This is a genomic window from Deltaproteobacteria bacterium GWC2_55_46, from assembly GCA_001595385.3.
GTDB lineage: Bacteria > Desulfobacterota > GWC2-55-46 > GWC2-55-46 > GWC2-55-46 > UBA5799.
On record LVEI03000001.1, the window covers coordinates 974,711 to 998,743 of the forward strand.

General features: G+C 56.9%; 24 protein-coding genes. 6 read left to right on the forward strand and 18 right to left on the reverse strand.

Annotation, left to right across the window (positions count from 1 at the left end):
- Positions 1–2 precede the first annotated feature (2 nt).
- From A2V21_304620 to A2V21_304665, 10 genes are all read right to left on the reverse strand, one after another.
- Complete coding sequence (locus A2V21_304620; GenBank protein ID OIJ73609.1) at positions 3–701, reverse strand: hypothetical protein; 699 nt, start codon at positions 699–701, stop codon at positions 3–5.
- The gene (locus A2V21_304625; GenBank protein ID OIJ73610.1) at positions 698–1,903 is read right to left on the reverse strand and encodes an aminobutyraldehyde dehydrogenase; all 1,206 of its coding nucleotides are present in this window, start codon (positions 1,901–1,903) and stop codon (positions 698–700) included. The genes A2V21_304620 and A2V21_304625 overlap by 4 nt, the downstream gene beginning before the upstream one ends.
- Positions 1,903–3,024 (reverse strand): hypothetical protein, encoded by a 1,122-nt coding sequence (locus A2V21_304630; protein OIJ73611.1) that lies wholly within the window; start codon positions 3,022–3,024, stop codon positions 1,903–1,905. The genes A2V21_304625 and A2V21_304630 overlap by 1 nt, the downstream gene beginning before the upstream one ends.
- A 15-nt stretch (positions 3,025–3,039) precedes the next feature.
- Entirely contained in the window at positions 3,040–4,794 is a 1,755-nt protein-coding gene (locus A2V21_304635; GenBank protein ID OIJ73612.1) for a hypothetical protein, read from the reverse strand.
- Between the two features lie 5 nt (positions 4,795–4,799).
- Positions 4,800–5,423 carry a hypothetical protein gene (locus A2V21_304640; protein OIJ73613.1) on the reverse strand — a complete coding sequence of 208 codons (624 nt, stop codon included), beginning with the start codon at positions 5,421–5,423 and terminating at the stop codon, positions 4,800–4,802.
- The gene (locus A2V21_304645; GenBank protein ID OIJ73614.1) at positions 5,420–6,895 is read right to left on the reverse strand and encodes a hypothetical protein; all 1,476 of its coding nucleotides are present in this window, start codon (positions 6,893–6,895) and stop codon (positions 5,420–5,422) included. The genes A2V21_304640 and A2V21_304645 overlap by 4 nt, the downstream gene beginning before the upstream one ends.
- Positions 6,885–7,835, reverse strand: coding sequence for a hypothetical protein (locus tag A2V21_304650; GenBank protein OIJ73615.1), 951 nt, complete (start codon positions 7,833–7,835; stop codon positions 6,885–6,887). The genes A2V21_304645 and A2V21_304650 overlap by 11 nt, the downstream gene beginning before the upstream one ends.
- Positions 7,836–7,846: 11 nt before the next feature.
- Positions 7,847–9,082, reverse strand: coding sequence for a hypothetical protein (locus A2V21_304655; GenBank protein OIJ73616.1), 1,236 nt, complete (start codon positions 9,080–9,082; stop codon positions 7,847–7,849).
- Position 9,083: 1 nt separating this feature from the next.
- Complete coding sequence (locus A2V21_304660) at positions 9,084–10,340, reverse strand: hypothetical protein (GenBank protein ID OIJ73617.1); 1,257 nt, start codon at positions 10,338–10,340, stop codon at positions 9,084–9,086.
- A 233-nt stretch (positions 10,341–10,573) separates the two neighbouring features.
- Positions 10,574–10,825: a hypothetical protein gene (locus A2V21_304665; GenBank protein ID OIJ73618.1), complete on the reverse strand. Its 252-nt coding sequence runs from the start codon at positions 10,823–10,825 to the stop codon at positions 10,574–10,576.
- A 167-nt stretch (positions 10,826–10,992) separates the two neighbouring features.
- On the opposite strand from A2V21_304665, the gene A2V21_304670 reads away from it, so the two are divergent.
- On the forward strand, positions 10,993–12,306 hold the full coding sequence (locus tag A2V21_304670) for a hypothetical protein (GenBank protein ID OIJ73619.1): 1,314 nt from the start codon (positions 10,993–10,995) through the stop codon (positions 12,304–12,306).
- A 29-nt stretch (positions 12,307–12,335) separates the two neighbouring features.
- On the opposite strand, the gene A2V21_304675 is transcribed toward A2V21_304670, so the two are convergent.
- The gene (locus A2V21_304675) at positions 12,336–13,361 is read right to left on the reverse strand and encodes a hypothetical protein (GenBank protein ID OIJ73620.1); all 1,026 of its coding nucleotides are present in this window, start codon (positions 13,359–13,361) and stop codon (positions 12,336–12,338) included.
- 285 nt (positions 13,362–13,646) lie between these two features.
- On the opposite strand from A2V21_304675, the gene A2V21_304680 reads away from it, so the two are divergent.
- Together A2V21_304680 and A2V21_304685 are read left to right on the forward strand one after the other, a co-directional pair.
- Positions 13,647–16,067, forward strand: coding sequence for a DNA gyrase subunit B (locus A2V21_304680; GenBank protein OIJ75051.1), 2,421 nt, complete (start codon positions 13,647–13,649; stop codon positions 16,065–16,067).
- Between the two features lie 63 nt (positions 16,068–16,130).
- The gene (locus A2V21_304685) at positions 16,131–16,955 is read left to right on the forward strand and encodes an NYN domain-containing protein (GenBank protein OIJ73621.1); all 825 of its coding nucleotides are present in this window, start codon (positions 16,131–16,133) and stop codon (positions 16,953–16,955) included.
- 47 nt (positions 16,956–17,002) lie between these two features.
- On the opposite strand, the gene A2V21_304690 is transcribed toward A2V21_304685, so the two are convergent.
- The 6 genes from A2V21_304690 to A2V21_304715 all read right to left on the reverse strand — a co-directional run bounded on the left by A2V21_304690 (position 17,003) and on the right by A2V21_304715 (position 20,878).
- A complete protein-coding gene (locus A2V21_304690; protein OIJ73622.1) occupies positions 17,003–17,734 on the reverse strand; it encodes a twin arginine-targeting protein translocase TatC in 732 nt (243 codons plus the stop codon).
- A 2-nt stretch (positions 17,735–17,736) separates the two neighbouring features.
- Positions 17,737–17,961, reverse strand: a complete 225-nt coding sequence (locus tag A2V21_304695; GenBank protein OIJ73623.1) for a twin arginine-targeting protein translocase TatB — start codon at positions 17,959–17,961, stop codon at positions 17,737–17,739.
- A gap of 5 nt (positions 17,962–17,966) precedes the next feature.
- On the reverse strand, positions 17,967–18,428 hold the full coding sequence (locus A2V21_304700; protein OIJ73624.1) for a hypothetical protein: 462 nt from the start codon (positions 18,426–18,428) through the stop codon (positions 17,967–17,969).
- Between the two features lie 96 nt (positions 18,429–18,524).
- Positions 18,525–19,679 (reverse strand): nicotinate phosphoribosyltransferase, encoded by a 1,155-nt coding sequence (locus tag A2V21_304705; GenBank protein OIJ73625.1) that lies wholly within the window; start codon positions 19,677–19,679, stop codon positions 18,525–18,527.
- 27 nt (positions 19,680–19,706) lie between these two features.
- Positions 19,707–20,372, reverse strand: a complete 666-nt coding sequence (locus A2V21_304710) for a rhomboid family intramembrane serine protease (GenBank protein ID OIJ73626.1) — start codon at positions 20,370–20,372, stop codon at positions 19,707–19,709.
- Positions 20,369–20,878 carry a hypothetical protein gene (locus A2V21_304715; protein ID OIJ73627.1) on the reverse strand — a complete coding sequence of 170 codons (510 nt, stop codon included), beginning with the start codon at positions 20,876–20,878 and terminating at the stop codon, positions 20,369–20,371. Before A2V21_304715 ends, A2V21_304710 begins: the two co-directional genes overlap by 4 nt.
- A 133-nt stretch (positions 20,879–21,011) precedes the next feature.
- On the opposite strand from A2V21_304715, the gene A2V21_304720 reads away from it, so the two are divergent.
- Positions 21,012–21,662, forward strand: a complete 651-nt coding sequence (locus A2V21_304720; GenBank protein OIJ73628.1) for a nitroreductase — start codon at positions 21,012–21,014, stop codon at positions 21,660–21,662.
- Between the two features lie 7 nt (positions 21,663–21,669).
- A complete protein-coding gene (locus A2V21_304725) occupies positions 21,670–22,200 on the forward strand; it encodes a lipid hydroperoxide peroxidase (protein ID OIJ73629.1) in 531 nt (176 codons plus the stop codon).
- 8 nt (positions 22,201–22,208) lie between these two features.
- Here the strand turns inward: A2V21_304725 and A2V21_304730 are convergent, their stop codons facing one another.
- Positions 22,209–23,033 carry an aldo/keto reductase gene (locus tag A2V21_304730; protein OIJ73630.1) on the reverse strand — a complete coding sequence of 275 codons (825 nt, stop codon included), beginning with the start codon at positions 23,031–23,033 and terminating at the stop codon, positions 22,209–22,211.
- Positions 23,034–23,144: 111 nt separating this feature from the next.
- Between A2V21_304730 and A2V21_304735 the strand changes: the two genes are divergently transcribed.
- Positions 23,145–23,918: a hypothetical protein gene (locus A2V21_304735; GenBank protein OIJ73631.1), complete on the forward strand. Its 774-nt coding sequence runs from the start codon at positions 23,145–23,147 to the stop codon at positions 23,916–23,918.
- Positions 23,919–24,033: the final 115 nt, after the last annotated feature.

The following is a 24,033-nucleotide window of genomic DNA, read 5'->3' on the forward strand; positions in this document are numbered from 1 at the left end:
CGCTACATCCCCTTAAGATATTCCTGGGCCGACCTGTATGTCTCAGGGAGCCCTATGTCTATGAACCTGCCATAGACTATGTACCCGTATCCACCGTACCTGAGATAGCCGGGCAGAAGAGCGGTCTCGAGGGAGAGCGGTCTCACGCGCTCGTCCTCGATCAAAGGCCGTTCAAAGACATAGACGCCGGCGTTTATAAGCCCCGGGCAGGCCCTCTGCTCTTTTTCGCCAAAGGAGACGATCCGGCTCTCGGCGTTCACCTCGACCCTCCCGTACCTCCGGCAGTCGGCTGCCTCTTTCAATACCATGGTGAATGGAGAGCCGCTCTCGCGGTGGAAGCTTAAGAGGTCGGCGATATCAGCTTCGACGTATGAGTCCCCGTTCAGGACCAGCAACTCACTGGAGCCGGTAAGCTTCCCGGCCTTGATAAGGGCGCCTCCAGTGCCGAGCGGCTCGTCCTCGCGGGAGAAGACAAGCTCAAATGAGTAGCCGGAGGCATTGGCGTAGCGCTCTATTATCTTCTCGGCCCTGTAGCCAACGGCGAGGACCACCCGCCCGACCACCCCGGAGCTGTCGAGCTGCTTTAAGAGCAGGTCGAGAAAAGGCCTGCCGTTCACTTCCGCGAGCGGCTTGGGCAGGTCCGGCACCGCGCTCTTTAGCCTTGTGCCAAGCCCTCCGGCAAGTATTACCGCCTCTGTCATAAGCCCCTCCCGTCCTTTTCCACGTAACCGGATACCACGCGCTTCGCGAACTCCATCGAGCACGTGAAGGCCGGTGAAATGGCGTTCAAGATATGTATGCTGTCCTCTGCCCCTTCGACGAGGAAGTCCATGACCAGCTCTTTTTTCTCCCAGTCGACCAGCTGTGGCCTTATGCCGGCCTTTGATGAAGGCTCGAGGTCACTCGAGGAAAGCCCGTTTACAAGAGAGCGCGCGTCCCTGTAGAAAAAACCCGGCAGATACTTCCCGGTCTCCGAGATGGCCACATCCCTGAACGGACGGTTCACGGCGAAAAGGGCCGCCTCACGCCCTATTATCTCAAGCGCCTCCATGCTCAACCCGGAGAGCACTCCGTAATTCTCTCTGCCGAAAGCCGGCATAGCGGTCGGCCCGGCAAATACCTCTCCCGAAGAGCTACGGGTGAAGTGCACACCAAGGAACGGGTTCCTCGGGTCAGGCACCGGATAGATATTGCCTTTCACGAGCCTTGCCTTCTCCTCCTTGAGCCTCCTGTAGATACCCTTGAACGGGATGAGCTTGAGACCAATGCCCGCGCCGAAGGCATGCGCCACGCGGTCGCTATAGGCACCCGCCGCGTTTATGAAGAGGCCGAAGCCTATATTGCCCATGCTTGTCCGGGCCGCGCCACGGGCCGCAAGACCCAGAAAAGAGGTCGCCGTCAGAAGCCTCACCCCGGCGGCGGCGAGGTCGGATTGCAGACAGGCAAGGACCGCTTTCGGATCGATCACGGCCGTGTCGCGGCAGAAAAGCGCTACGGAGCTGGTCCTGGCAAACGGCTCGATCTCCCCAAGCCTTGCCTCGTCTATTATCTCGACATCCGCCCCGTTCCCGGCCGCGCGCCTGTAAAGCCCCTCTATGGCCTCGGCCTCTGATTCGTTCTTCGCCACTATCACCTTGCCCGTTTCGACAAGGGGCACGCCCTTGCGCCTGCAGTACTCCTTCATGAGCCTGTTGCCGCTTGCGCAGCACTCGGCCCTCATGCTGCCGGGGCTGTAGTAGACGCCCGCGTGAAGGACACCGCTCATCCTCCCTGAGGCGTGCCTGCCGGGGGCGTCCTCCTTTTCGATGACGGTGATATCGCGATAGCCTCGCAGCGCGAGCTCCCTCGCGATCGTAAGGCCGACTATCCCTGCCCCGCATATGAGGATCTCTGTCCTGTCCATCAGGCCTCGATAAGCTCCTGGAACTCCACCCTTGGAAGCCCCGCTATATATCCCGAAATATTTTCCCTGAACTCGTCCTGCATCAAATGAAGCTTCAGCGCCGCCCCGACAAATTCTTCTCCCCGGGGCTCTATGACAAGCCCCAGCCTGTTGTCGCTTATCACCCCGGCCATAACGCCAGCCCCCGGTGTCGTTATGACCGGAAGGAGGAACTGGAGGTAGTGAACGAGCTTGCCGGGGATCGTATACGAAGAATAGCTGTCGGGGCTTGTGAGGAGGTTCACCCCGCAAAAACAGTCCGAGACCGCCTGCGGAAGCCTATCCCTTTCAACGAACCCCAAAAGCTCCACGTGCTCCTCTATACGGAAGTCTCCGGCCATCCTCCTTATCCTTTCATAGCCTCCGGATGGGCCTATGAACTTTAGCGCCACGTCCTGCTTCTCCCTTATCTTCTTAAGGGCCCCCATTATTATCTCAAGGCCCGAATCCTCCCTTACGTTCCCCAGAAAACATATCTTCCTTCTCGCGCCCTTTTTGACCTCAAGCGCCTTTACCTTCATGTTGAAATGGTACAGCTCCTCTTTCCTCGCTATCGCCCTGCCCCAGAACCTGAGCCGGGCCTCTGTTATCCTGTGCGTGCTGTTGAGGACAAGGCTTGCGGACCTGCATGCCGCGTAGTCAGCCGCTATGAAAAGCATGCCCCACAGGGACTTTTTGATCCCGGCCCCCCTCTTTTCCGGCATAAGCCAGTCGCCGGGGAGATAGACTATGCTGCCGCAGAGGCCGAACTTCCTCAGGGCCCCCGCGATCGCGGCGGCGAACGTGTTCTCTATCCAGCACAGGCGCGGCCTGTGACGTATGCATATGGCTGTAAAAAGCCTCGCGTAAACGGCAAGGTCGAAAAGAAAAATAAGAGGTGAAAATAAATTGTTGAGCCTTTCTCCCTTGAACCTGAAAAGCCCTACCACCTGTTTGCCCTCGCCCCCGGGCATATGGACGACCTTTATCCTGCCGTCGAAGCCGAGGACAAGGACGATAGAGTCGGCGCTGTAGGCAAGGACGTCCTCTACAAGGGCGTCCGTGTCAAACGAGTCTGTCTTGAATACGAGTATTTCGGCCATGGCGTCCTGTGAGGCTCAGATCCCTGACGAATAGATCCTGGGGAGCATCATTCCTTTCGATTCAAATATCGTGATATCGCCGAAAGAGCGGGAGCCCATATTCCCGGCAAAGAACCTCTTGAGCTCGCCCGCGCTCTCCCGCTCAGCGAACCTGTACCTTGGTATGGCGCTCCTGTTTACGGAGACCATGCCGATGTTATAAAGGCCCAGCAGCCGTTCGTAGCCCGCGTTTCTCAGCCCCGAATACAAGGCCTCGGTGCCTTTGCCATAGATGATGAAAGGCCTCCCGGTATTTGAGAAAACCGGGTCTACGCCGGAGTATAATCTGTCCCCGTACATCCTGAACGTCACAGCGTAATACTCTTTATTGCCGGGAAAGGTAAGCACCCTGAAATCTCCTTTGGCGCGCTCAACGTATCGCCTTGCCTCCATGAAGCCGGGCTTGTCCCTGTATGCCAACGTCTCAACGTCGCCGGCCCATGTGTATCCCTCAATCTCGCCCACCGCCGATTCAGGGAACAACTGCCCGGTGAAGAGCGGAACGCTGAAGAAAAGAAGGTATGCCGAGATGGCGATATCAAACGCCTTCCCGCTCTTCTTAAAGAGCCTTGTCGAGATGAGCATAAGGAGCGCCATAAGCGAGAAGAGGAATAGCACTCCGAATTTCTCTATCGGACCCTTGAAGATATTGAAGAAAGGCGCGTGCTCGAAGAGGAAGGCGTAGAGCAGGCCAAAGGGATGGCTGGTGCCTTTAGCGAGAAATGCCGCTACAAGGCACGCGAGAAAAGCGGTCAGTACTGCCAGATCCCTCCTGCCGTCTATCCGGGTAGCGGCGTACACGCCAGCTATCGCAACTGGAATGGCTGAAAAGAGCACGGCGGGCGCTGAGTTATAAAACGCCCCGAAAAAGTTCTCGTAAGGGTTTACGGTAAAGCCGGTGCGGAGCATCATCACCCTCGGCAGAATGAGGTCGCTGCTCGATACCACAAGGTCCAGAAAAGAGCTTGCGGTCTCACCCGTGTACATCCTCGCCGCTGCCCCGGAAGAGACGAAGGAAAAGAGGTTCACTATCCACCACGCGTTGAAAATGATGAACGACAGGAGGACGATAAGATAATTACCCGCAGCCTCCCTCAAATCGAAGCTGCCGCCTGAGGCAAACCGGGCAAGCAGAACTGAAAGCAATATCGAAAGCTGCAATATCGCCATGAGCGGCGGGTTCGTGTTGGCGAAGGCCAGCAGCGTCGATACGGCCCCGAAATAGAAAAAGAGCCTTAAGCCCTGTCCGTAAAACCTTAAGATGACCCAGAAGAAAAGCATCATGGCCGCCGGCGTTATCGCAAGCGACATGTTGAGCCTCGAAAAATATGAGAACGAAAGCGGGTTCAGCACGAAAAAGGCCGAAAGGAGAAAGCACCTGATCGGCGTGACCTTAAGCTCTACGCAGACGAGGTAAGCGGAGGCGAACATGAGGAAGTAGAGCGAAAAGTTCAGGACGAGCTTGACCGCCCAAACGTCCATGAAGGTCTCAAGGAGCGAGAGCATGGCCGGCAGGGGCCATACCGCCTCTACTGCGTAATTCGGCGTCCCGAGGCCGTCTTCCGACCAGGCGTAGAAATACCTTAGCACGCCTGAGTAGGAGAGATGGAAATCCCCGTCCCCTCCAAGCGGAAAGGACCCGCCGCTGAAGCTCTGGGAGATGCCTATGGCAAGAGCGAGCGAAAAGGCTGCGAAATGGAAGAACCTGTTTTCAAGCAGACCGCCGTACATCGACCTCAGACCTTCCTGCATTCGAATATGGCATTATGGAAAAGCGGCAGGGACAGAAAACGGGTAAAGCCGTACCACCCTGTAACGCCGTAAAAGACCCTGTGCGCCCGTATGACCCTGAACCCGGAGAGAGCGAGAAGACCCCTTAGCTCGCTGAAGGTATATTCCCTCACATGCCTGGCGTAAGGGTCGCCCTCTTTTTCCTCGCCATATGGGAACTTCCTCCTTCCAATGATGCTCAGCAGGACCCCATAGGGCCTGTTCCTGTTCGGGGTCGAGATGACCAGCACGCCGTCCTTCTTTAGGACCCTCCTCATCTCTCCAAGCAGGGACCACGGCGCGGCGAGGTGCTCTATCACGTCAAAAGAGAGCACAAGGTCAAAAGATGCGTCAGGGTACGGCAGCCCCTGCTCCATGATGTCAGCGGTCCTGTGCCTTATTCTCCTCGACGTTTCGGGCGCGAGCCAGTCCTTGAAATCGACCCCGCATACCTTTCTCGTCCCGTCATCGAACAAAAGGGTACGCGTCCCGTCACCGCAGCCGACGTCGAGAAAATCGATCTTCTCCCGGTGTCTACCGGAAACTTCCGAAAGCACCTTCCTTATGGCGTCCATATGCCGTCTTATCATCTGACCTGCTTCAGGTACTCCTTCGCGAGGTCTTTTATCCCCAGGAAGTACTCCCTTTTCTTCCTGCTCATTACGACCCTCTTAAGGTACCCCGGCGACAGGTAATCTGGCAGGAACGTAAAGATGGAGTTGTACTTCTTGTGGTTCCTATAATAAAAATCCGCGAAGTCCATGGAGTGCGCCGCGAAACGGAACCTCTCTTCTTTCACGAGCTTAAGGGGCGGCTCGCCGAGCATCCAGTACTCTGAGGGCTTGAGCCCGAGCCCCGAATCGTTATATATCTCTGTCCCGATATAAGGGATAAAGACGTTGAACGATGTGACCGATGGCTTTATATCGTCCAGGAGCCTCAACGTGTCGTTCACCTCGACCTCGGTCTCCCCGGGCACGTTCACGAGTATGTTGGCGAAGGTGCGCATGCCTATCTTCCTGCAGGCCCGGAATACCTCCTTTGTCTGCCCCACGCTGATCCCTTTTTTAAGCCTCTTTAAGACCGTCTCTGACCCGGACTCGACCCCGAGGTCGACCTGCACGCAGCCCGCTTTCTTCATCTTGGCCAGGACAGCCTCGTTCAGGCTGTTTATCCTTGCCGAGCAGCTCCAGACAAGGTTGAGCTTGCGCTTCAAAAGCTCATCGCATATCCCGGAGACCAGGTCGCGCCGGAGGGTAAAATTGTCGTCTATGAAATAGAACGAATCTATGCCGTACCGTTCCTTCAATAGCTCTATCTCGTCCGCGACGTTCGCGGCGGTCCTGCACCGAAGCGACTTGCCGGGGGCCATGGTCTTGCGTAGCTCGGCGCTCACGCAGAAGGTGCACAGGGACGGGCAACCCCTTCCGACCAGGAGATAGAACGAAGACAGGAAAAGGCCCCTTACCGCGTACGGGTTGGGCGCCGTGTACCAGTTCATGTCGACCTTGTCATAGGCCGGCATGGCAAGAGAGTCGAGGTCGTGCAGCAGCGGCCTCGCGGGGGTCTCCTGATAGCCGCCGCCCTGGTCCTGAAAGGCTATCCCCTTGATCTTCCCGTGCCCTTTGCCACAGTCAAGCAGCTCGCGGCAGAGCTCCGGGAACGTCTCCTCTCCTTCGCCTATTACGGCGAAGTCCACGGGGCTTCCGGGGAAGAAGAAGTCCTGCGGCTTTAAGGTGGCGTGTACGCCCCCGACGACTATCTTTATCCCGCTCAGGCGCTCCTTTATCCTGGCGGCGAGATAGAGAGCGTCGTTGAATTCGGGGGTGAAGCAGGAGATCCCGGCGATCCTGGGCTTCTCCCTTTCGATCGCGCCGAGTATCTCATCGACCACCTCTGTCTTCCTCTGCCCCGACACATCGGAGAAAGAGATAGGGTCGATGATCGACGAGCTTATACCGCCTCTTTCGAGAGCGGAGGCAAGGTACATAAGCGCCAAAGGCGGCCTGTGGTGGTTGTATGCCCTTTTGGGCGGAGAGATAAGGCAGACCTCAGTCCCCATTTTTCTTGTCCTTTCTGCATATGATGAACATCGTCTCCGAGGCTTTCATGACTGACAATACCGGCTTGGCCCCGAGCGAAAGCGCCAGGACTACAGGCGCGAGGGCTATCTTCATCGACCTGGGCCTCAACGCGCCGGTAACGCTGTGGTAAAGGTCGAGCGGGTACTCCATGACAGGGTAAGAGACCTTGACGGGTTTGAGGCCGGCCTTCATGAGCGCGAAAGACGCGCTCTCGCTGTCGTAATGGAAGAGGTGCCTTGGCGCATCGAGGTGGAACCACCTGTTCCCGCCTAGCGCAAAGCCCGCGCCTTTGATATTCGGGATGCCCAGCACAAATACCCCGTTCGGGGCGAGCACCCTCCGTGCCTCTTTCAGAAGCCTTACCGGGTCAGACGCGTGCTCGAGCACATGCCACATGGTAACAGCGTCGAAATGCCCTTCCGGGAAGCCGCACTGGCAGAGCTCGCTTCTGAAGACCCTGATGCCCTTCGCCTTTGTAAGCTTATGCCCTGCCGCGCTCGGCTCTACCCCGTATGCCTTCCAGCCCTTCCTCCCAATGAAACTCTCAAGGAAGCTCCCGTCCCCGCAGCCCACGTCAAGTATCCTGCCGCCTCTTGCGAACCGCTCTATGAGGGCCCGTTTCCTTGCGTTCGAGAAGCTTGTGAACGCCTTCTCAAGTGTAGCCAAAACCCCGGCACGCCTGTAGTATCCCCTGTCATAGCAGGCCTTGAGCCTGGATGCTTCCGGACAGGGGTCGATGTATATGATGCGGCAACCCCTGCACCGCACTAACCTGAAGAGCTCGCCAGACAAGAGACAAGCGCCGTGCGCGTCGGGGGCCTCGATGACCGGCTCTGGCGCTTGTCTGGAACCGCACAGGACGCACCGGCCTTCCACCCTGCCGTCAGCCGCAAAACCATCATGGGTCTCTCCATTCAAGGAAACGCACCTCATGGGTTCTGCCCCATATAGCGCTCGACTATAGACCACGCATTCGCCTCCGAGAAGCGCTCAAGGGCGTAGCCCCGCGCGCGCGATTGCATCTCGGCGAGCCTTAAAGGTGACCTGCAGAGCGCCTCGATCGCGCGGACCAGCTCAGCTGCTGAAGGTTCGACGAGCACGCCGACAGAGCTGTCGATGGCCTCCGGTATGCCGCCTTTTCTTGAAGCCACGACCGGCGTGCCGCATGAAAGCGCTTCTATGATCACCCTTCCGAAGCCCTCTTCGTTCTTCGACGGCACGCAGAGGATATCGGCCGCGCTGTAGTGCAGTGGGAGCATCCTGTTGGCGACCTTTCCCCTGAATATGATGTTACCGGCCTTCTCGGCGGCCGACCTTATCTCCCCGGCGAGCGGCCCGTCCCCTATGAAGACGAAATCGATATCACCAAGGCTCTTTGCGGCCTCAAGGAGAAGCTCCATGCCCTTGACCTCGATAAACCTGCCGACGAAAAGTACGACGGGCCTTTCATCCAGCCCAAGGCTTCTTTTAGCCTCGTCCCTGGACACGGGCCTGAACGTATCCTGGTCCACCCAGTAGGTATAGGTAGAGACAATGCCCTCTTTGACCCCGATGCTCACCATCTCTTTTTTAGATGCCCTTGAAAGCGCGAGCACGGCCTCGGCCCCGGAAAGCGTCCACCTCACGGCCCTGGCTGTAAATGACCCCGGCTTAAAGCCGTATACCGCGTGCGTGCTGGCCATGTAGCGCTTGCCGAAGAGCCGGCATAGGAGCCTTGCCACAAAGGCGGCGTTAAAGCCCTGCGCGTGGACTATATCTATCGAACGCCACTTGAAGGCGAGAAAGACAGCTGTCCAGATGAAGAGCCAGGGGGTTATATAAAGGAACTCGAGCAGCGGATATTTCTCGAGCTTATGAAACAGGCCCATCCCTATCCACGGGACCCGTATTACCGATACGTTCCCGTCGGCCTCAAGATATTTCCCCTTCGCGCGGGTGGTTATGGGCTGAAAGGCAAGTATCGAAACGCCAAGGCGCCCGTCTTTTCTCAGGAACGATGCGAGATCCTTAAGGTGCGTTTCCACCCCTCCGATGTTAGGCTCGTAGAAAGGCGTGAGTATAAGCACGCCTGGCGCGTTTTCATGTAAAAGACCCGCCGCCGGCATGCCCTGGGCCGGCACCTTCTCTTCGTTATCCCTTGAAATTATATTCGATGAGATAGCCATCTTAACCAGCGCTTTCCGCTTTGAGCCTGACCCCGTTCCACGCCTTCCTTTCGCGCATTACAGAGGCCAGGTTATAGGCGGCTACGATGAGATTCACGGCTGTCATCACAAGGACGGTGCTCTTGAGGCTCCCCTGGAACATATTAAGGAGAGCGGCAAGGATGACGCTCCCGGCGATCAGCGAATATATGAAGCCTGTCTTGCCCCTCGCGAGGTTGAAGCTCATCAGCACGCTCACGACCGCCATGGAGACCATCGCGAGCCCATAATATTTCAGGAGCGGGGCTGCCTCCGAGAACCTGGCCCCGAAAAGGGTCCTTATCGCCAGCTCCGGGAAGAGTACAAAGCAGATAACGCCGGCTATAGAGAATACGCAGGTGAGGAGAAGTCCCCTGTCCAGCACCCTGTAGATGTCGCCGCCACGCGCGTGCGAATCCGTTATTATGGGGAATAGCGCCAGCACGAAGGCTGACGGCAGATAGAGGATGGTCTTTCCAAGGACCGATACCGCGGAATAGAGCCCAGCCTCATCCGGGCTGGCCCAGTGCTTTACCGTTATCATGTCGATGTTGGTCATGGCTGTGAACGCGAGCGACGAGACGAGCACGGGGACGCTGTAGGACGCTATGTCAATGGTAGCCTTTCTCGCCCCCGGACTTTTCCTTAAGAGGCCGGCAAGCGGGAATGCCGTCATCGCTATGACGAAGAGGCCCGGGAGGGCCACAGCGGCTACCGCCCCGTTGAGGCCGAGGCCAGCAAGCACGAAGATGACGCCGAGGGCGAGCCTTGAGGCCGAGCCAAGCCATATCCCGGCGCCAAAGTGCCAGAACTTTTGAAGGCCCTGGAGCATCCCCATGTTCACAGTCATGGCGAAGGAAAAGACCAGCCCGAAGCCGACGATTATTATGGGGACCCTGCTGTCGAGCTTAAGATAGGCGGCAACCGGGGCGCTAAAGAAGGCCAGCGCCGCGAAGACGGCCGCCCCGGCGGCGGTGGTGAATAGAAGCGAGTTCCTGTAGAACCGCGCGACACTTTCCGCCTCTCCCCTCGCGTTGAACGTAGACGCGTACCTGGCGACAACAAGCATGACCGTCCCCGTTGGAATACCCAGTATCGATGTCACTGAAAGTACCGCGTTAAGCGCCCCGTAATCGGTCAGGTCAAGCCGCCTGCTCATGAAGAACTGAAAGAAGTAATTACAGAAGTTCCCCGCCATCGAGGCAAGGAAGAGTACGGTACCGCTTTTGAGCAAGCCCATCCATACAACCCCTGGCCGTTTTTCTCCGGCGTACAACCGGAGGATTAATACCGCGCTTTAAGGGGTAACTATAATGCGGTTTTCCTGACTGTCAAATCGGCTGGGGGTTGTTCTGGAGGATGGGCATGCCGAACCGGTCAGGCGGCTTTCATGGGAACAAGCCGCCACGACATGACCCGGAACAAGCGAGCAGAGGCGGCAAAGCTGTTGAAAAGAACGCGACGAGGCGCGCTTCAGGGCTGTAGCCTTTCCTGGTATTCCCTTATAGTGTCGAGCAGCTCTTCGTACTCATGGTATCCCTGGTCGAAATCCTCGACATACGCGGCTATTATCTCAAGCTCGTCCGGGTCTATCGATTCGTCATTGGTAATGGCGTTAAGGACGTTATCGAGCACGTACTGGACGTCCTCCGGATGTTCGATCTGTTCAAGATGGCCCCTGTAATCAGAAAGCAGGTCATAAAGCTCTACGGTGTCTTCGTTCATTTTTCTGTCACCTTGCCTCTGTATTGGTGGTGCGGCGCTAATAGATAATATAGCACAAGCTCGCGTATGTGGCGGCCAGCTCCCAGGGGCTTGTATTCCATGGTTTTTTCAGATTATAATGCAAAAAGGCCAGGATTAAACCCAAGGTCCCGCTGGAGAGGTCGCGTATGGCGAAAATACTGGTGCTCGATGACGATAGTATCTTCCGTAAGACCCTGTGCAGGGCCCTTTTAGCCAGAGGCCATGAGGCGACCCCTGCCGAAGACGGCGCAAAGGCCGTGGACCTCGCGTCAACCAGGCGCTTTGACGTAGCCATCATCGACATGATGATGCCCGGCATGAACGGCACACAGGCGCTTGTGGCGATAAAAGAGGCCCAGCCCTCTGTGGCCTGCATCGTCCTCACGGGCTACGGCTCCATCGCTGACGCCGTGAAATCGATCAGGCTCGGCGGGTATCATTACCTTACGAAGCCGTGCGACATCCAGGAAATAGAAGACCTCATCGCCGCGATAAAGCCCGATAGCGAGCCAGCCGCCGGAGAGGAGCGATACCAGGGGATTATAGGTGTGAGCCCCGGCATAAAGGATGTCGTGCGCTTTATCAAGCGTGTCAAGGACTCCAATCTGCCGGTGCTTATCATGGGAGAGAGCGGCACCGGCAAAGAGCTTGTCGCGCAGGCGCTCCACTTCGACAGCAGGCGCAAGGACGCGCCCTTTATCGCCATGAACTGCGCGTGCTTGAAGCCCGGGCTCCTTGAAAACGAGCTTTTCGGCCATGTAAAGGGCGCTTTCACAGGGGCGGCAGACCAGAAAGAAGGCCTGGTGAAGGCCGCGGACAATGGCACGCTTTTCATAGACGAGATCGGCGACCTTGACCTCTCCGTGCAGGCGGCCCTCCTGCGTTTCATAGAGACCGGCACATACAGGCCGCTCGGGTCGAGCAAGGAGATACACGTCACCACAAGGATAATAACCGCCATAAACAAGGACATAGAGGAAGAGGTGGCGAGCAAACGGTTCAGGCTGGACCTGTACTACAGGCTGAACGTCTGCAGGGTGCACATACCGCCGCTTCGGAGGCGGCCTGAGGACATACCCGCGCTGGCAAACTACTTCCTGAGGAATATTTCAGTCGCCGAGGGGCGCAATTATGCCTTTACGCCGGAGACTATGGAACTCCTTGTAAGGCATGACTGGCCCGGAAACGTGCGCGAGCTTCTACACCTGGTACAGAGGGCGGCTGTTCTAAGCCCCGAGGACGTTATAACGGCCGCCCAGGTGATGAAGTCTATAGGCAGAAGGCATGCGCCATCGACCGCCCAGGCCCAATCGCTTGAGGAGATGGAAAGGGGCTGCATCCTGTCGGTACTCTCCGCGAACGGGTGGAACATAAGCCGGTCCGCGAAGGCCCTCAATATCGACAGAAGGACCCTTCAGAGGAAGATGACCAAATACGCCATCAGAAGGCTGGCCCGCTGAGCCTCTACCGTCCGCCCGCAGGCGCGCCATCATCTGCGGGCAGCCTTGGCGTACGCGCGAAACCTTTTTATCGCCTCTCCGGAACGGAGGCTCGCTTCAGCCCCTTCCCTTGCCTCTTTCAACCCATTGAAAATGCCCGCCGAATAGAGCAGCACCGAGGCGGTGTAGACGGCCCAGCCCCTTCCAGGACCTTCCTTTCCTTCCAGTACGGAGGAATTAAGCGCGGCATCCGCCTTTATATCGGTGAAAGGATAATTCGCCGCCTCGACCCCCATTCCTTTCGGGTCGAACGACTCAGACGTGCTTCCATCAATCGTCCCGCTGATGTACCTGGTCTCCCTCGCCGGGAAAGGCTCGACACCTCCTTCCGCCCCCTTGACGACGGTCCACCTCGTGAACCCGGCCTCTTTCGCCAGGTGTTCGAGGTTCTGGAAGAACGGCTCGTGGAAGATGCCGCATACGAGCTTTGTGGTCCCGAACGGGTTCAACGCCTTCTCGATGACATTGACAAAGGTCCTCATGCCGAACTCCCTTCTTAAGGGGAGTATCCCGAATAGCTCTGGCGAATATACCGACTGATGGGCGTAGGCGAATCCCGCCTCGGCGAAGCACTCCTTTATGCCTTCCTCCCCTTCCGGCATGCCAGCGCCCATCTCAAGCAGGACATCATGGAAGGTCGGCGCGCAATTGGCCGGGACCATGGTAGAGCCGTGGCTTACCGCCTTGAGCCCGGCCCCTGCGGCTATGAATATGGCGGAAGGAAGTATATGGGAGCCCCTTGCCTTGCCGTCGTAGTTCGCCGATATGCACAACGCCTCCGTGCTGCCTGGCAGGTCGATAGTGACCATCGACTCTTTTACCGCGTCCATGAAGCCCGATAACTCATCCCTGGACTCTCCCTTGATCCTCATGGAGGAGAAGAAGGCCCCGGTCTGGATATCTGTCGCCCTGCCAGAGATTATCTCCCTGAAGGCCGTCTTCGCCCCTTCTCTCGAAAGGTCCTTCGAGCCCTCCTTGCCTCTTCCTACCACCTTTATGAATTCCAGTATGCCCATAAAAATCACCCGTCTGATTGGAGTTTTTTTTAAAAACCTTCTCAGTATATCATAAAAACAGGATGGCGGTCCGCAACCCCTTCCATGCACGGTTTTCAACCATTTTTAGCTGAATACAGGCGGATCAGGCCCTCTTCCCTCCCTCTTTTTTCTGGAAAAAATCCGCGTTTTCGTGCTAAAATGATAGTTTGAAATTCCGCCTCTTTCATCTTTATCCACGGCGTAAAACCTAATCTCGTAAGAGAAAGGAACTGAGCATTGAAAAAAGAAGAGACTGACGACACAATGGCCCCTCCGCAGAACGCCTCCTATGACGAAAAATCCATCAAGGTGCTCGGGGGGCTTGAGGCCGTAAGGAAGCGGCCCGCCATGTACATAGGCTCCACCGGAGCGATGGGCCTCCACCACCTTGTCTACGAGGTCGTAGACAACTCGGTAGACGAGGCGCTCGCTGGCTTCTGCAAGAACATCGATGTAGTCATCCACCAGGACAACTCCGTTACCGTGACCGACGACGGCAGAGGCATACCGGTGAAGCTCCACCCTGAGAAGAAAAAACCGACGGTCGAGGTCGTCTTGACTGAACTGCACGCCGGCGGAAAGTTCGAGAACAAGGCTTACAAGATCTCAGGCGGGCTGCACGGGGTCGGCATAACGGTAGTGAACTTCCTCTCCGAGTGGCTTGAGGTCGAAATAAAGAGGGACGGGCAGGTCTTCCAGCAGAGGTACGAGCGCGGGAAACCGGCCAAGCCCCTTGCTGTCGAGGGGAAGACCAAGAAGACCGGCACCACGGTCACATTCAAGCCGGATGCCGAGATATTCGAGGTCATGGAATTCAGCTTCGACACCTTGAGCCAGCGCCTCCGCGAGCTTTCGTTCCTCAACGCCGGGATAAAGATAACCATCAGGGACGAGCGGTCGGACAAGTTCCACGAGTTCCAGTACAAGGGCGGGATAGTGAGCTTTGTAGAGCACCTCGCCAAGTCCAAAAACGCCATCCACAACAAGGTCATCTACATGTCCGGCGAGAAGGAATCGGTGCAGATGGAGATGGCCCTCCAGTGGACCGATTCCTACAACGAGAACATCTATACGTACGCCAACAACATAAACACCACTGAGGGCGGCACTCACCTGACGGGCTTTAAATCGGCCCTCACCAGGTCCATAAACAGCTACGCCTCCGAGCGCGGCCTTATAAAGGACGTCAAGGAATCCCTCCAGGGCGAGGACGTAAGGGAAGGGCTCATCGCGGTCATCAGCGTAAAGCTGCCGAACCCTCAGTTCGAAGGGCAGACAAAGACCAAACTCGGCAACTCGGAGGTCGAAGGCTACGTCAAGGCCATCGTAAACGACGTGCTCGCCACCTTCCTCGAAGAGAACCCCACCGTCGGGAAAAAGATCGTCCAGAAGGCGGTCGAGGGCGCAAGGGCGCGAGAGGCCGCGCGCAAGGCCAAGGAGATAATCCGCAGGAAGGGCGCGCTTGACTCCAGCAGCCTTCCGGGCAAGCTCGCGGACTGCCAGGAGACCAACCCGGCCCTCTCGGAGATATTCATAGTCGAGGGAGACTCCGCCGGAGGCTCGGCCAAGCAGGGGCGCGACAGGAGGTTCCAGGCGATACTCCCCCTTAAGGGAAAGATACTCAACGTCGAGAAGGCCCGGTTCGACAAGGTCCTCTCGAACGAGGAGATAAGGACCATGGTCATGGCCCTTGGCTGCGGCATCGGCAACGATGATTTCAAGCCCGAGAAGCTCCGCTACCACCGCATCATCATCATGACCGACGCTGACGTGGACGGCAGCCACATAAGGACGCTCCTCCTTACCTTCTTCTACCGCCAGATGAAATCCCTTGCCGAGAACGGCCACCTCTACATAGCCGAGCCCCCGCTCTTCAAGGTCAAAAGGGGCAAGGAAGAGAGGTACCTGAAGGACGACTCCCACCTCGAGGACTTCATCTTCGAGCAGGCCCAGGACGACATATCCATCGTGCCAAGGGGCAAGAAGGGCCCTGTGCAGGGCAAGGGGCTGCTCGCGATGCTCAAGAACATCTCCAGGTTCAGAAGGGGGCTTGCGAGGATAGAAAGCAGGGGCAGGGACTCCGAGGTCATAGAGGCCCTCGTCCTGCACGACGGCTTGACCGAAGACTCTTTAAAGAGCGAACTACAGGTCAAAAAAATAATAGACGGCGTGAACGCGCACGTGAAATCCCTGAGCCTTGAGCACACCCCTGTCTTCACGCATGAAAAGGACCCTGAGCACGAATCCTTCACCATAAAGTACTCGTCAAGGCGCAACGGCATATCGACCGAGACGGTCATCGACAGGAACCTGCTGCACTCGGCGGAATTCCTCGAACTCAAAACACTGGTCAAGTCCATGAAAGAGGCGGGCGATCCGCCCTTTACCGTGACGAACGGCGAGGACGCAACCGAGATCCTCACCTTCAGGGGCCTTGTCGAGCATGTGCTCGAGATAGGCAAGAAGGGCCTTTCCATACAGAGGTACAAAGGACTTGGAGAGATGAACCCGGAGCAGCTCTGGGAGACAACGATGGACCCGGAAAAAAGGGTGCTCCTGCAGGTCAGGGTCGAGGACGCGGTAGAGGCTGACGCGATATTCACCAGGCTTATGGGCGACGTAGTCGAGCCCAGGAGGGAGTTCATAGAAAAGCACGCCCTTGAGGTCTCAAACCTGGACGTCTAACCGGTCGGCTCAAAAACTAAAAATCAGACTCAGCCAGCTAAAAGAACCCAGGGGATATAACGAATGCACAGCAAAAAAGCCCAGCGAATAGGCCTTTACATAGACGTCGCCAACATAACCCGGAACGGCGGCTACGGCATGCGCTTTGACGCGCTCCGGGACTTCGCCTGCAGGGACAGCGGCGAGCCGATAAGGCTCAACGCCTACGTCGCGTATGACGAAGAGAGGGCCAAGACCGACCATGATTACAGGGACCGGACCTTCAACTTCCACTCGACACTCAGGGACTACGGCTACAAGGTCATTGAAAAGATCGTCAGCTGGTATACGGACGAGTCGGGGAACAGATTCGGCAAGGCCAACGCCGACCTCGACATGGCCGTAGACGCCCTCCTTCAGTCGGAGAACCTCGATAAGGTCATGATGGCCACCGGCGACGGCGATTTCATACAGGTTGTGAGGGCCCTTCAGAACAAAGGCTGCAGGGTCGAGGCGGTCGCCTTCCAGAACGTATCGTCGAACCTGAAAAGAGAAGTCGACCTTTTCATGTCAGGCTTTCTTGTACCTAACCTCCTCCCCATACAGGACGCCGACCCCAAGAAGAACTGGGGCGAGGTGGGCTCGCGCGTAAGGGGCATCTGCTACACCTTCAATAAATCCAAGAACTTCGGCTTCATGAGGTATCTTTCAAGGATCGGCCCCGGCCTCTGGATAACCGACACCCGCCGCTCCGACTCTCCGTTCGGCACCGCCTTCGCCCATGAATCGAGCTTCGGCCCCGGCATAGACATAGCCATGCTCCCGAGCAGGGACCTCATATTCGAGTTCGACCTCACGCAGGGAGAAAAAGGCATGCAGGCGACGAACATCGTGAAGATATTCCCTTAACGGACCAGATTTAAAAAAGCCCCTGCCGCAACCGGCAGGGGCTTTTTTTATTTCTTCTTCCCGAATATGGAAGCGACGACTATGCCCATGACGTAAAGGACGGCAAGGGGGCCGGCCATGAGCATCTGATTGAATACGTCAGGCGTGGGCGTGAGTACCGCCGAGGCGACGAGGATGGCGACTATCGCGTACCTCCACCAGGCGACGAGTTGGCGGGCAGAGACTATCCCAAGCCTTGAGAGCACGAGTATGGCAAGGGGGAGCTGGAAGACGAGGCCGAAGGCGAGTAGAAGCCTTGTAGCCATCGAGAAGTACTGCCCCATCGATAGAAATGGCTTTAATCCCTGCGTTGAATAACTGAGCAGGTACTTGAAACCAAAGGGGAAGACGACCTTGAAGGCGAAGGCGGCGCCAGAGACGAAGAGGACGACCGAGAATATGACGATGAATATGAACCAACGCCTCTCATCCCTGTAGAGGCCCGGTGCCACAAAGGCCCATACCTGGTAGACAACGACCGGGCTCGCAATGACCAGCCCGGCCAGAAGGGCGACCTTCAGGTAGATGAAAAACGGCTCGACCACCCCGGTAAATACCATGAAGTCCTGCCCCTGGGGCAGGGCCTCAAGGAGCGGAGAGGCCAAAAGCCAGTAGAGCCTGTCAGAGTAATAATAAGCGGCTAAAAAACCCGCGGCGACTGCGATAACGGATATGATGAGCCTTTGCCGCAGCTCGGCCAGGTGGCCGGTAAACGACATCCTCTTTTCTTCCCCGGCCATCCCTACTCCTTATCAGCCTGGCCGGAGACCGGCGCCTCGGGCTTGCCGTCCTTTTGCTCGGCCCTGGCCGCCTCCATGAAACTCTTTTTTACCTCTTCGCCGGCCTTCCTGAATTCAGAATATGCCTTCCCGAGCGCCCTGGCTACAGCCGGGAGCTTCTCCGGCCCCAGGGCGATAAGGGCGACGATGACGACGAGTACCAGTTCGCTTAGACCGATGCCGAACATCCGGATTACCTCGGGGGCGGGACCACAAATACCGGGCAGGCCGCCTTTCTCATGACCCGCTCGGTCGTGCTGCCGAACAATACCCTGTCTATGCGGGCCTTGCCGAATGTGCCCATCACGACAACGTCTATGGCGCTTCCATTTATCACCTTGAGTATTTCCTTATATGGCTCGCCGTCGAGCACGCGAGACTCAAGGTTCCTGTATCCTTTGAACCTCATCTCGCAAAAACGCCTGAGCATCTCTGTCGCGCTCTCCATCATCTCCTCGTCGAGCTTGTCAAAAGGGAGGTGCGGCAGGTAAAAACCCCTGGCCTCGCGCGAGGTATCCACCACATGGACGACGTATAACTTCGCCTTGTAAGCTTCCGCGAGCGACAGGGCGTATGAGGCCGCGTGGATGGATGCGCCTGTAAAATCGGTTGGGAAGAGGACCTTCTGGATCCTGAGCTTCTGTTTTGGGAGCATGGCGGCAACCTCTTTTTATGGCCTCAGGGCTATCTCACGATTCATCTTATATTAAGCATATCAGCTTTTCAACCCCATTTGGGGGCGTCCCTCCCGCTAAAGACAGAGCCCCTTGATCCCATCGACCACCTTCTCCCTGATAGCCTTCGGGCTTGGCAGTTCCCTGCCCTTCATGCCATCCAGTATAAGGGGCTTCAAAAGCCTTTCGAACTCGCCGCCGCAAGAGCACTTTGGGATATTATCCATCGGCACGACCTTTCTTGCCCCGCATGAAGAGCACCTCAGGACGTCCTTGGCTCCAGACCATTTGCCTTTTTTAGCGAGAGGCTTGCCTTCAATCTCCATTATATCCATGCTGAAGTCCACTACAGGGGCGTTGCTTATGCAAGTGCCGACGCCAAAGGCGTCTACCAGCGGGGCAAGCCTTACTACCTCCGCCTCGTCAAGCCCCCCTGAGGCGAAGAGCTTGACCTCTTTAAAGCCCCTAAGGTCGAGTTCCCATCGGACCTCCTCGAAAATCCGGTAGAAGTCCCCGCGCCTGGACGACGGTGTGTCGAGCCTCACGGCGAAAAGTCGCCCCCCCATCGCCTCGGCCACCCTTATAGATTCGAACTTCTCGTCGTTGAAGGTATCGACAAGCGCGACCCTTTTTACCCTGGCGTCAACCGATTCGTCAAAGGCCTTTATCGCCTCGACCGTATCTCCGAGGACGAGTATCAGGGCGTGGGGCATTGTGCCCATCGGGTCAATATCCAGCAACTCTGCGCTCACGATGACCGCCACGCCGTCGCAGCCGCCTATGAACGCTGCCCGTTCTATCATCGGCGCCACGACCGGGTGCATCCTCCTTGCCCCGAAGCTCACGACCGTCCTTTCGCCAGCTGCTATCCTTATCCTCGCCGATTTGGTGGCCACACCGGTTGCCTGGCATAGAAGGCCCAAAAGGGCGGTCTCAAAGACGCAGAACTCCTGGTAGCTCCCCTCTATCTCCATGACAGGCTCCCAGGGGAAGAATACCTCGCCCTCGGCCATAGACCGGATATTGACCTTCCTGCCTTCCATAAGGTAAGCGGCCTCTTCGACCCCGGCGAGCACCCCCCAGCCGTAATCACCCGGGAGCGTTTTGGCGAATAGCTCGGCCCTTACCCTCTTGTCCACGCCCCTTGCCTTGAGTATCTCGAGCGTCCTCGCGAAGTAGACGTCCGTCACCCTGCCAGCCTTGATGTCACGCGGGTCTGATATGTGAAACATCCGGGACCTCCGTCAGGATCGATGTCTTTACATGGCGCGCGCGAACACCTTGTAGAAAAAAGCTACCGCCACGCCCGTAATAAAGCCGCCTATATGCGCGAACCAGGCCACCCCGCCTTGAGCGCCGACACCGGAGCTCAATACCTGGAAAAGGAACCAGACCCCCAGGAATATGACGGCCGGGAGCCTCGTCATGCCTATAAAGAGAGGCAGGATGACAAGGGTATTTACCTGCGCCCTCGGGTACATCAGGAAGTATGCCCCCAGGACACCGGCTATGGCGCCGCTCGCCCCGACCATGGGCATGGTGGAACCGGGCTCGATGGCTATATGGGTCATGCTCGCGGCTACCCCGGCGGCAAGATAGAAGATGAGAAACCTTACATGGCCGAACCTGTCCTCGACGTTGTCCCCGAATATCCAGAGAAAGAGCATGTTACCGCCGACGTGAAGCACCCCACCATGGACGAACATCGCCGTAAAAATGGTCAGCGGGACCGGTATAAGGCCCTTTGGGCCGATATCTGAAAGGGTAGTTATCTCGAGCGGTATGGCGGCTGTCTTGTAGATGAAGCGCTCTACGCCCGCCCCGAGCGTAAGCTCAAAGATAAAGACCGCGACGTTGACGGCCACGAGCGCCACGGTCACATATGGATAGGTGCTCGAAGGTATATTGTCCTTTATGGGTATCATGCGCCGGGCTTCTTCCCTTCACGTACGGGCAGTCCCTCGACAGGCCGGCCTGTCCTTTCCGCCTCCAGACCCGCGAGAGCCACCTCTGTATTATATATTATCTCAAATGCCGTGGTCTTGTCCTTGAACAAGAGTCCTCTCCTGGCATTCACGCTGAGCCTTGTCAATGTCGGCGTAAGCCTCTCAAGGGTGATAGATATGTCATGCGCGCGGGTCGTCGCGGTTATCTCTACATTGTACTCCCCGTGCTCCACCTTATCTACCCGGAGAGACATCATCATGGCGGCCTTGAGGGTGGCGCGCTCGACCTCCTCGACGGGGTTTGTCATCGTCCTGTAAGCTATATTGGTGAGGGTATACGAGATGCCGCCGCCAGCGCCGGCGATGACCGCTGGCAGCGCAACCGGCAGCAGCGGCGCAACCGGCGCCGCGCACCCTGAAAGGCCCGCCAGGGCTCCCAAGACTCCCAGGACTCCGATGATGAGCGCCTTTGCGGCTTTTGACAAGGACATACGCCTCCGTTGGATAAAACAGGGAAGAACAACTAATTATAGCAGAGAGGGGGGATTTGCCGCTTTTTCCATAAAATTGACAGGTTTTCGTAATGTGATACCCTTTAACTAAAGGCTTTTGGTCCATATGAAGGAGGTCCAGATGGACACCATCCATGCGATAAAGGAACGCCGCTCCATAAACTTCTTCGACCCCGCGAAAACACTCTCCGATAGCGCCATAGATGAGCTCCTCCGGCTCGCCAACCTCGCTCCTTCGTCATTTAATCTCCAGCCCTGGAGGGTGGTCGTGGTCTCTCAAGCTGAAAGTAAAAAAACGCTCCGCAGGTGCGCCATGAACCAGCAGAAGGTGGAGGAGGCCTCGGTGGTACTCATCATGGCGGCCGACCCGGACGGCGTTGAGGAGAACATGGACAGGGTGCTCGAAAGCTGGTTGGCGCTTGGCTTCATGAAGCCCGAGATGAGGAAAACCTACTCCGATATGATGTTGAGCCTTTACGGGGCCAGGGACAGCCTTACGCGGAAGCTTTTCGCGGTCAAGAATACGGCCCTTTTCGCGATGAACCTCATGCTCGCCGCCAAGGGCCTGGGGCTTGATACCCACCCGATGGACGGGTTTGACGAGGGCTGTGTAAAAAAAGAGTTCAACATACCGGAGCGGATGATAATCCCCATGCTCGTCGCGATCGGGTCTCTGAAGCCCGGTGTAAACCTCGCTCCGAGGGCATTCAGGAGGGAGCTTGCAGAGTTCGTAAGCCACGAGACTTACGGAAAGTGAGGATAAAATGGAAAGGAAAAACAGGATAACGTTCCTTGGGAAGCCGGTGACACTGGTCGGCCCGGAGCTTAAGGCGGGGGACAAGTCCCCTGACTTCATACTCGTGGACAGTGACCTTAACGAAGTGACTCTCAAGGACTTCAATGGCAAGGTAAAGCTAATAAGCGTGGCGGTATCGATAGACACGAGTGTCTGCGACCAGCAGCTCCGCAGTTTCAACGAAAAGGCGGCCTCGCTCGGCAATGGGGTAGCTGTCCTGAACGTCACGATGGACCTGCCCTTTGCGCTCAAGAGGTTCTGCAGTACCGCCGGCATAGACAGGGCAAAGGCGCTGTCGGATTTCAGGTACGCCTCGTTCGGGGAAAATTACGGGGTGCTCATGAAGGAGTTGAGGTTCCTGGCTCGCGCGGTCTTCGTGGTCGACGCCAAAGACAATATCGCGTACTCGGAGATAGTCTCCGAGGCGACACACAGCGTCAACTTTGAGAACGCCCTTAAGGCCGCCACAGAGCTTATCGCGAAAGGCAAGGCCGCGTAGCAGCCCCCTTAAGGTTTGTAGAACATGAGCTGCCTGGCGTACGGCTCTATCATCTGGGTGAACCTCTGTACCTCTTTGTACTTTAGAGGCTGGAATTCGCTTGCGGCCTCGGCGTTCTCGTTCATCTGGTCTATATTGTCGCATCCTACCACGGCGGTAGATATGGGCTGGGTGAGGGCGTAGCTTAGAAGGAGCCTCCTGGGCGCCTGGAAAAGGCCCTTCATATAGACCTTCATCCCGGCGATGGCGGTGTCTTTGGCGCTTGCCAGCGGCACTACCTCATCGAGAAAGCATTTATAGAAAGGCTCCGCCGGGTTTACGGGCACGAGCACGGCGTCAAAGTCAAAAGACTCAAGGCATTTTTTGATAATCAACGGGTCGTGGTGGCCGGTGACGCCGATGTATTTCACAAGGCCCTTATCCCTTGCGTGGATAAAGCCCTCGATCGCGCCTTCAGGGCCGAAAATCTTATTCACCTCGTCGTCGGTCCTCACGTCGTGTATGTACCAGAGGTCAAGGTAGTCGGTCTTCATGTTCCGGAGCGTCTCCTCAAGGTGCCCAAGGACCCCTTTTTTGTCCCTCGCGTGGGACTTGCTCGCCAGCAACACCTTATCCCTGCGCTCCTTAAGGGCGAGGCCGTAGTAGGCTTCGCTCCCAGAGTATGCCCGGGCCGATTCCATGTAGTTTATCCCAAGGTCGAGGGCGGTATTTATGAGGGCGTCGGCCTCTTTTTCCTTACCGAAGGTCCTTAATACGCCCTCGCCTCCGAGGCCGAGTATAGTAACGTCAACGCCTGTCCTTCCGAACTTTCTTTTTGGTATCGGTCTATCCATATGAGTAGTATAGCGGCCTTTCGGTCTGTTTTGTGTAAAGCTTATTTATATACCAACGGAGTGCCGAGGTAAATGCCAATCTGAGAAGCTTTCCTTGCGGAGGCTGCCAGGATGAAAGAAAGAGAGCACCCCGTAGCGTCGATGCTCAGAAGAAGGGGCTTCGAGGTACTGCTCTCAAACCCGACGGAGTACCTCTTTTTTCCGCCAGACCTTGAGAGCGCGTTCGAAGACGAGCTCTACGAGATGCTCAAGAAGTACTCCTTCAGGCTCTTCATAAGAGAGGTCATAAAGAACAGGCGCTCTTTCAGGGCCGGCGACCTCCTGAAGTACTCGACCCTTGAATGGGTGGAGCGGTATCTAAGGTTCCTCCTCGACCGCGGGGTGATAGACGAGGCCGGGGGCGGGACTTACAGGCTTAAATCAGAGGCGGTATTCAGTTTCGGGGATACACTTGAATGGTTCGTGGCAAACATCTTTGAAAGGGAGTTCTCCTCCCCCGCGCTCTGGGGGGTGAGGCTTGGCGGCGGGTCTGTCGGCGGTGATTACGACGTGGTAGCGGAGGTAGAAGGAGAGCTCGTATACGTTGAGGTGAAGTCCTCTCCGCCGAAGAACATCGAGGAGACAGAGGTCCTGGCCTTCATGTCGAGGGCGCTTGACCTTAAGCCCTCGCTCGCCATATTTCTCGAGGATACGCGCCTTCGCATGAAGGACAAGATCATGCCATTTTTCGAGAAGGTCCTTGAGGGCAGGCATATTGACAGGGTACAGGACGAGACCTTCTCTGCAGAGGGCAGGGTCTTCATAACGAACAGCGCCCCGGGGCTCGTAGCCAACCTCGCCCTGTGCCTCAAGGGGCACTTAAGGCGGCGCGGTTTCTGGGATTAGCCTCCACAAGGAGTATTCTCAGCCCTTGTCTTTCGCTTTATATCATACGCTCCCTTTGTTTAAAAAAGTTACCACCGTTTACGGATCTTAGTCAAATGCCCCGCAGCGCCCCTTC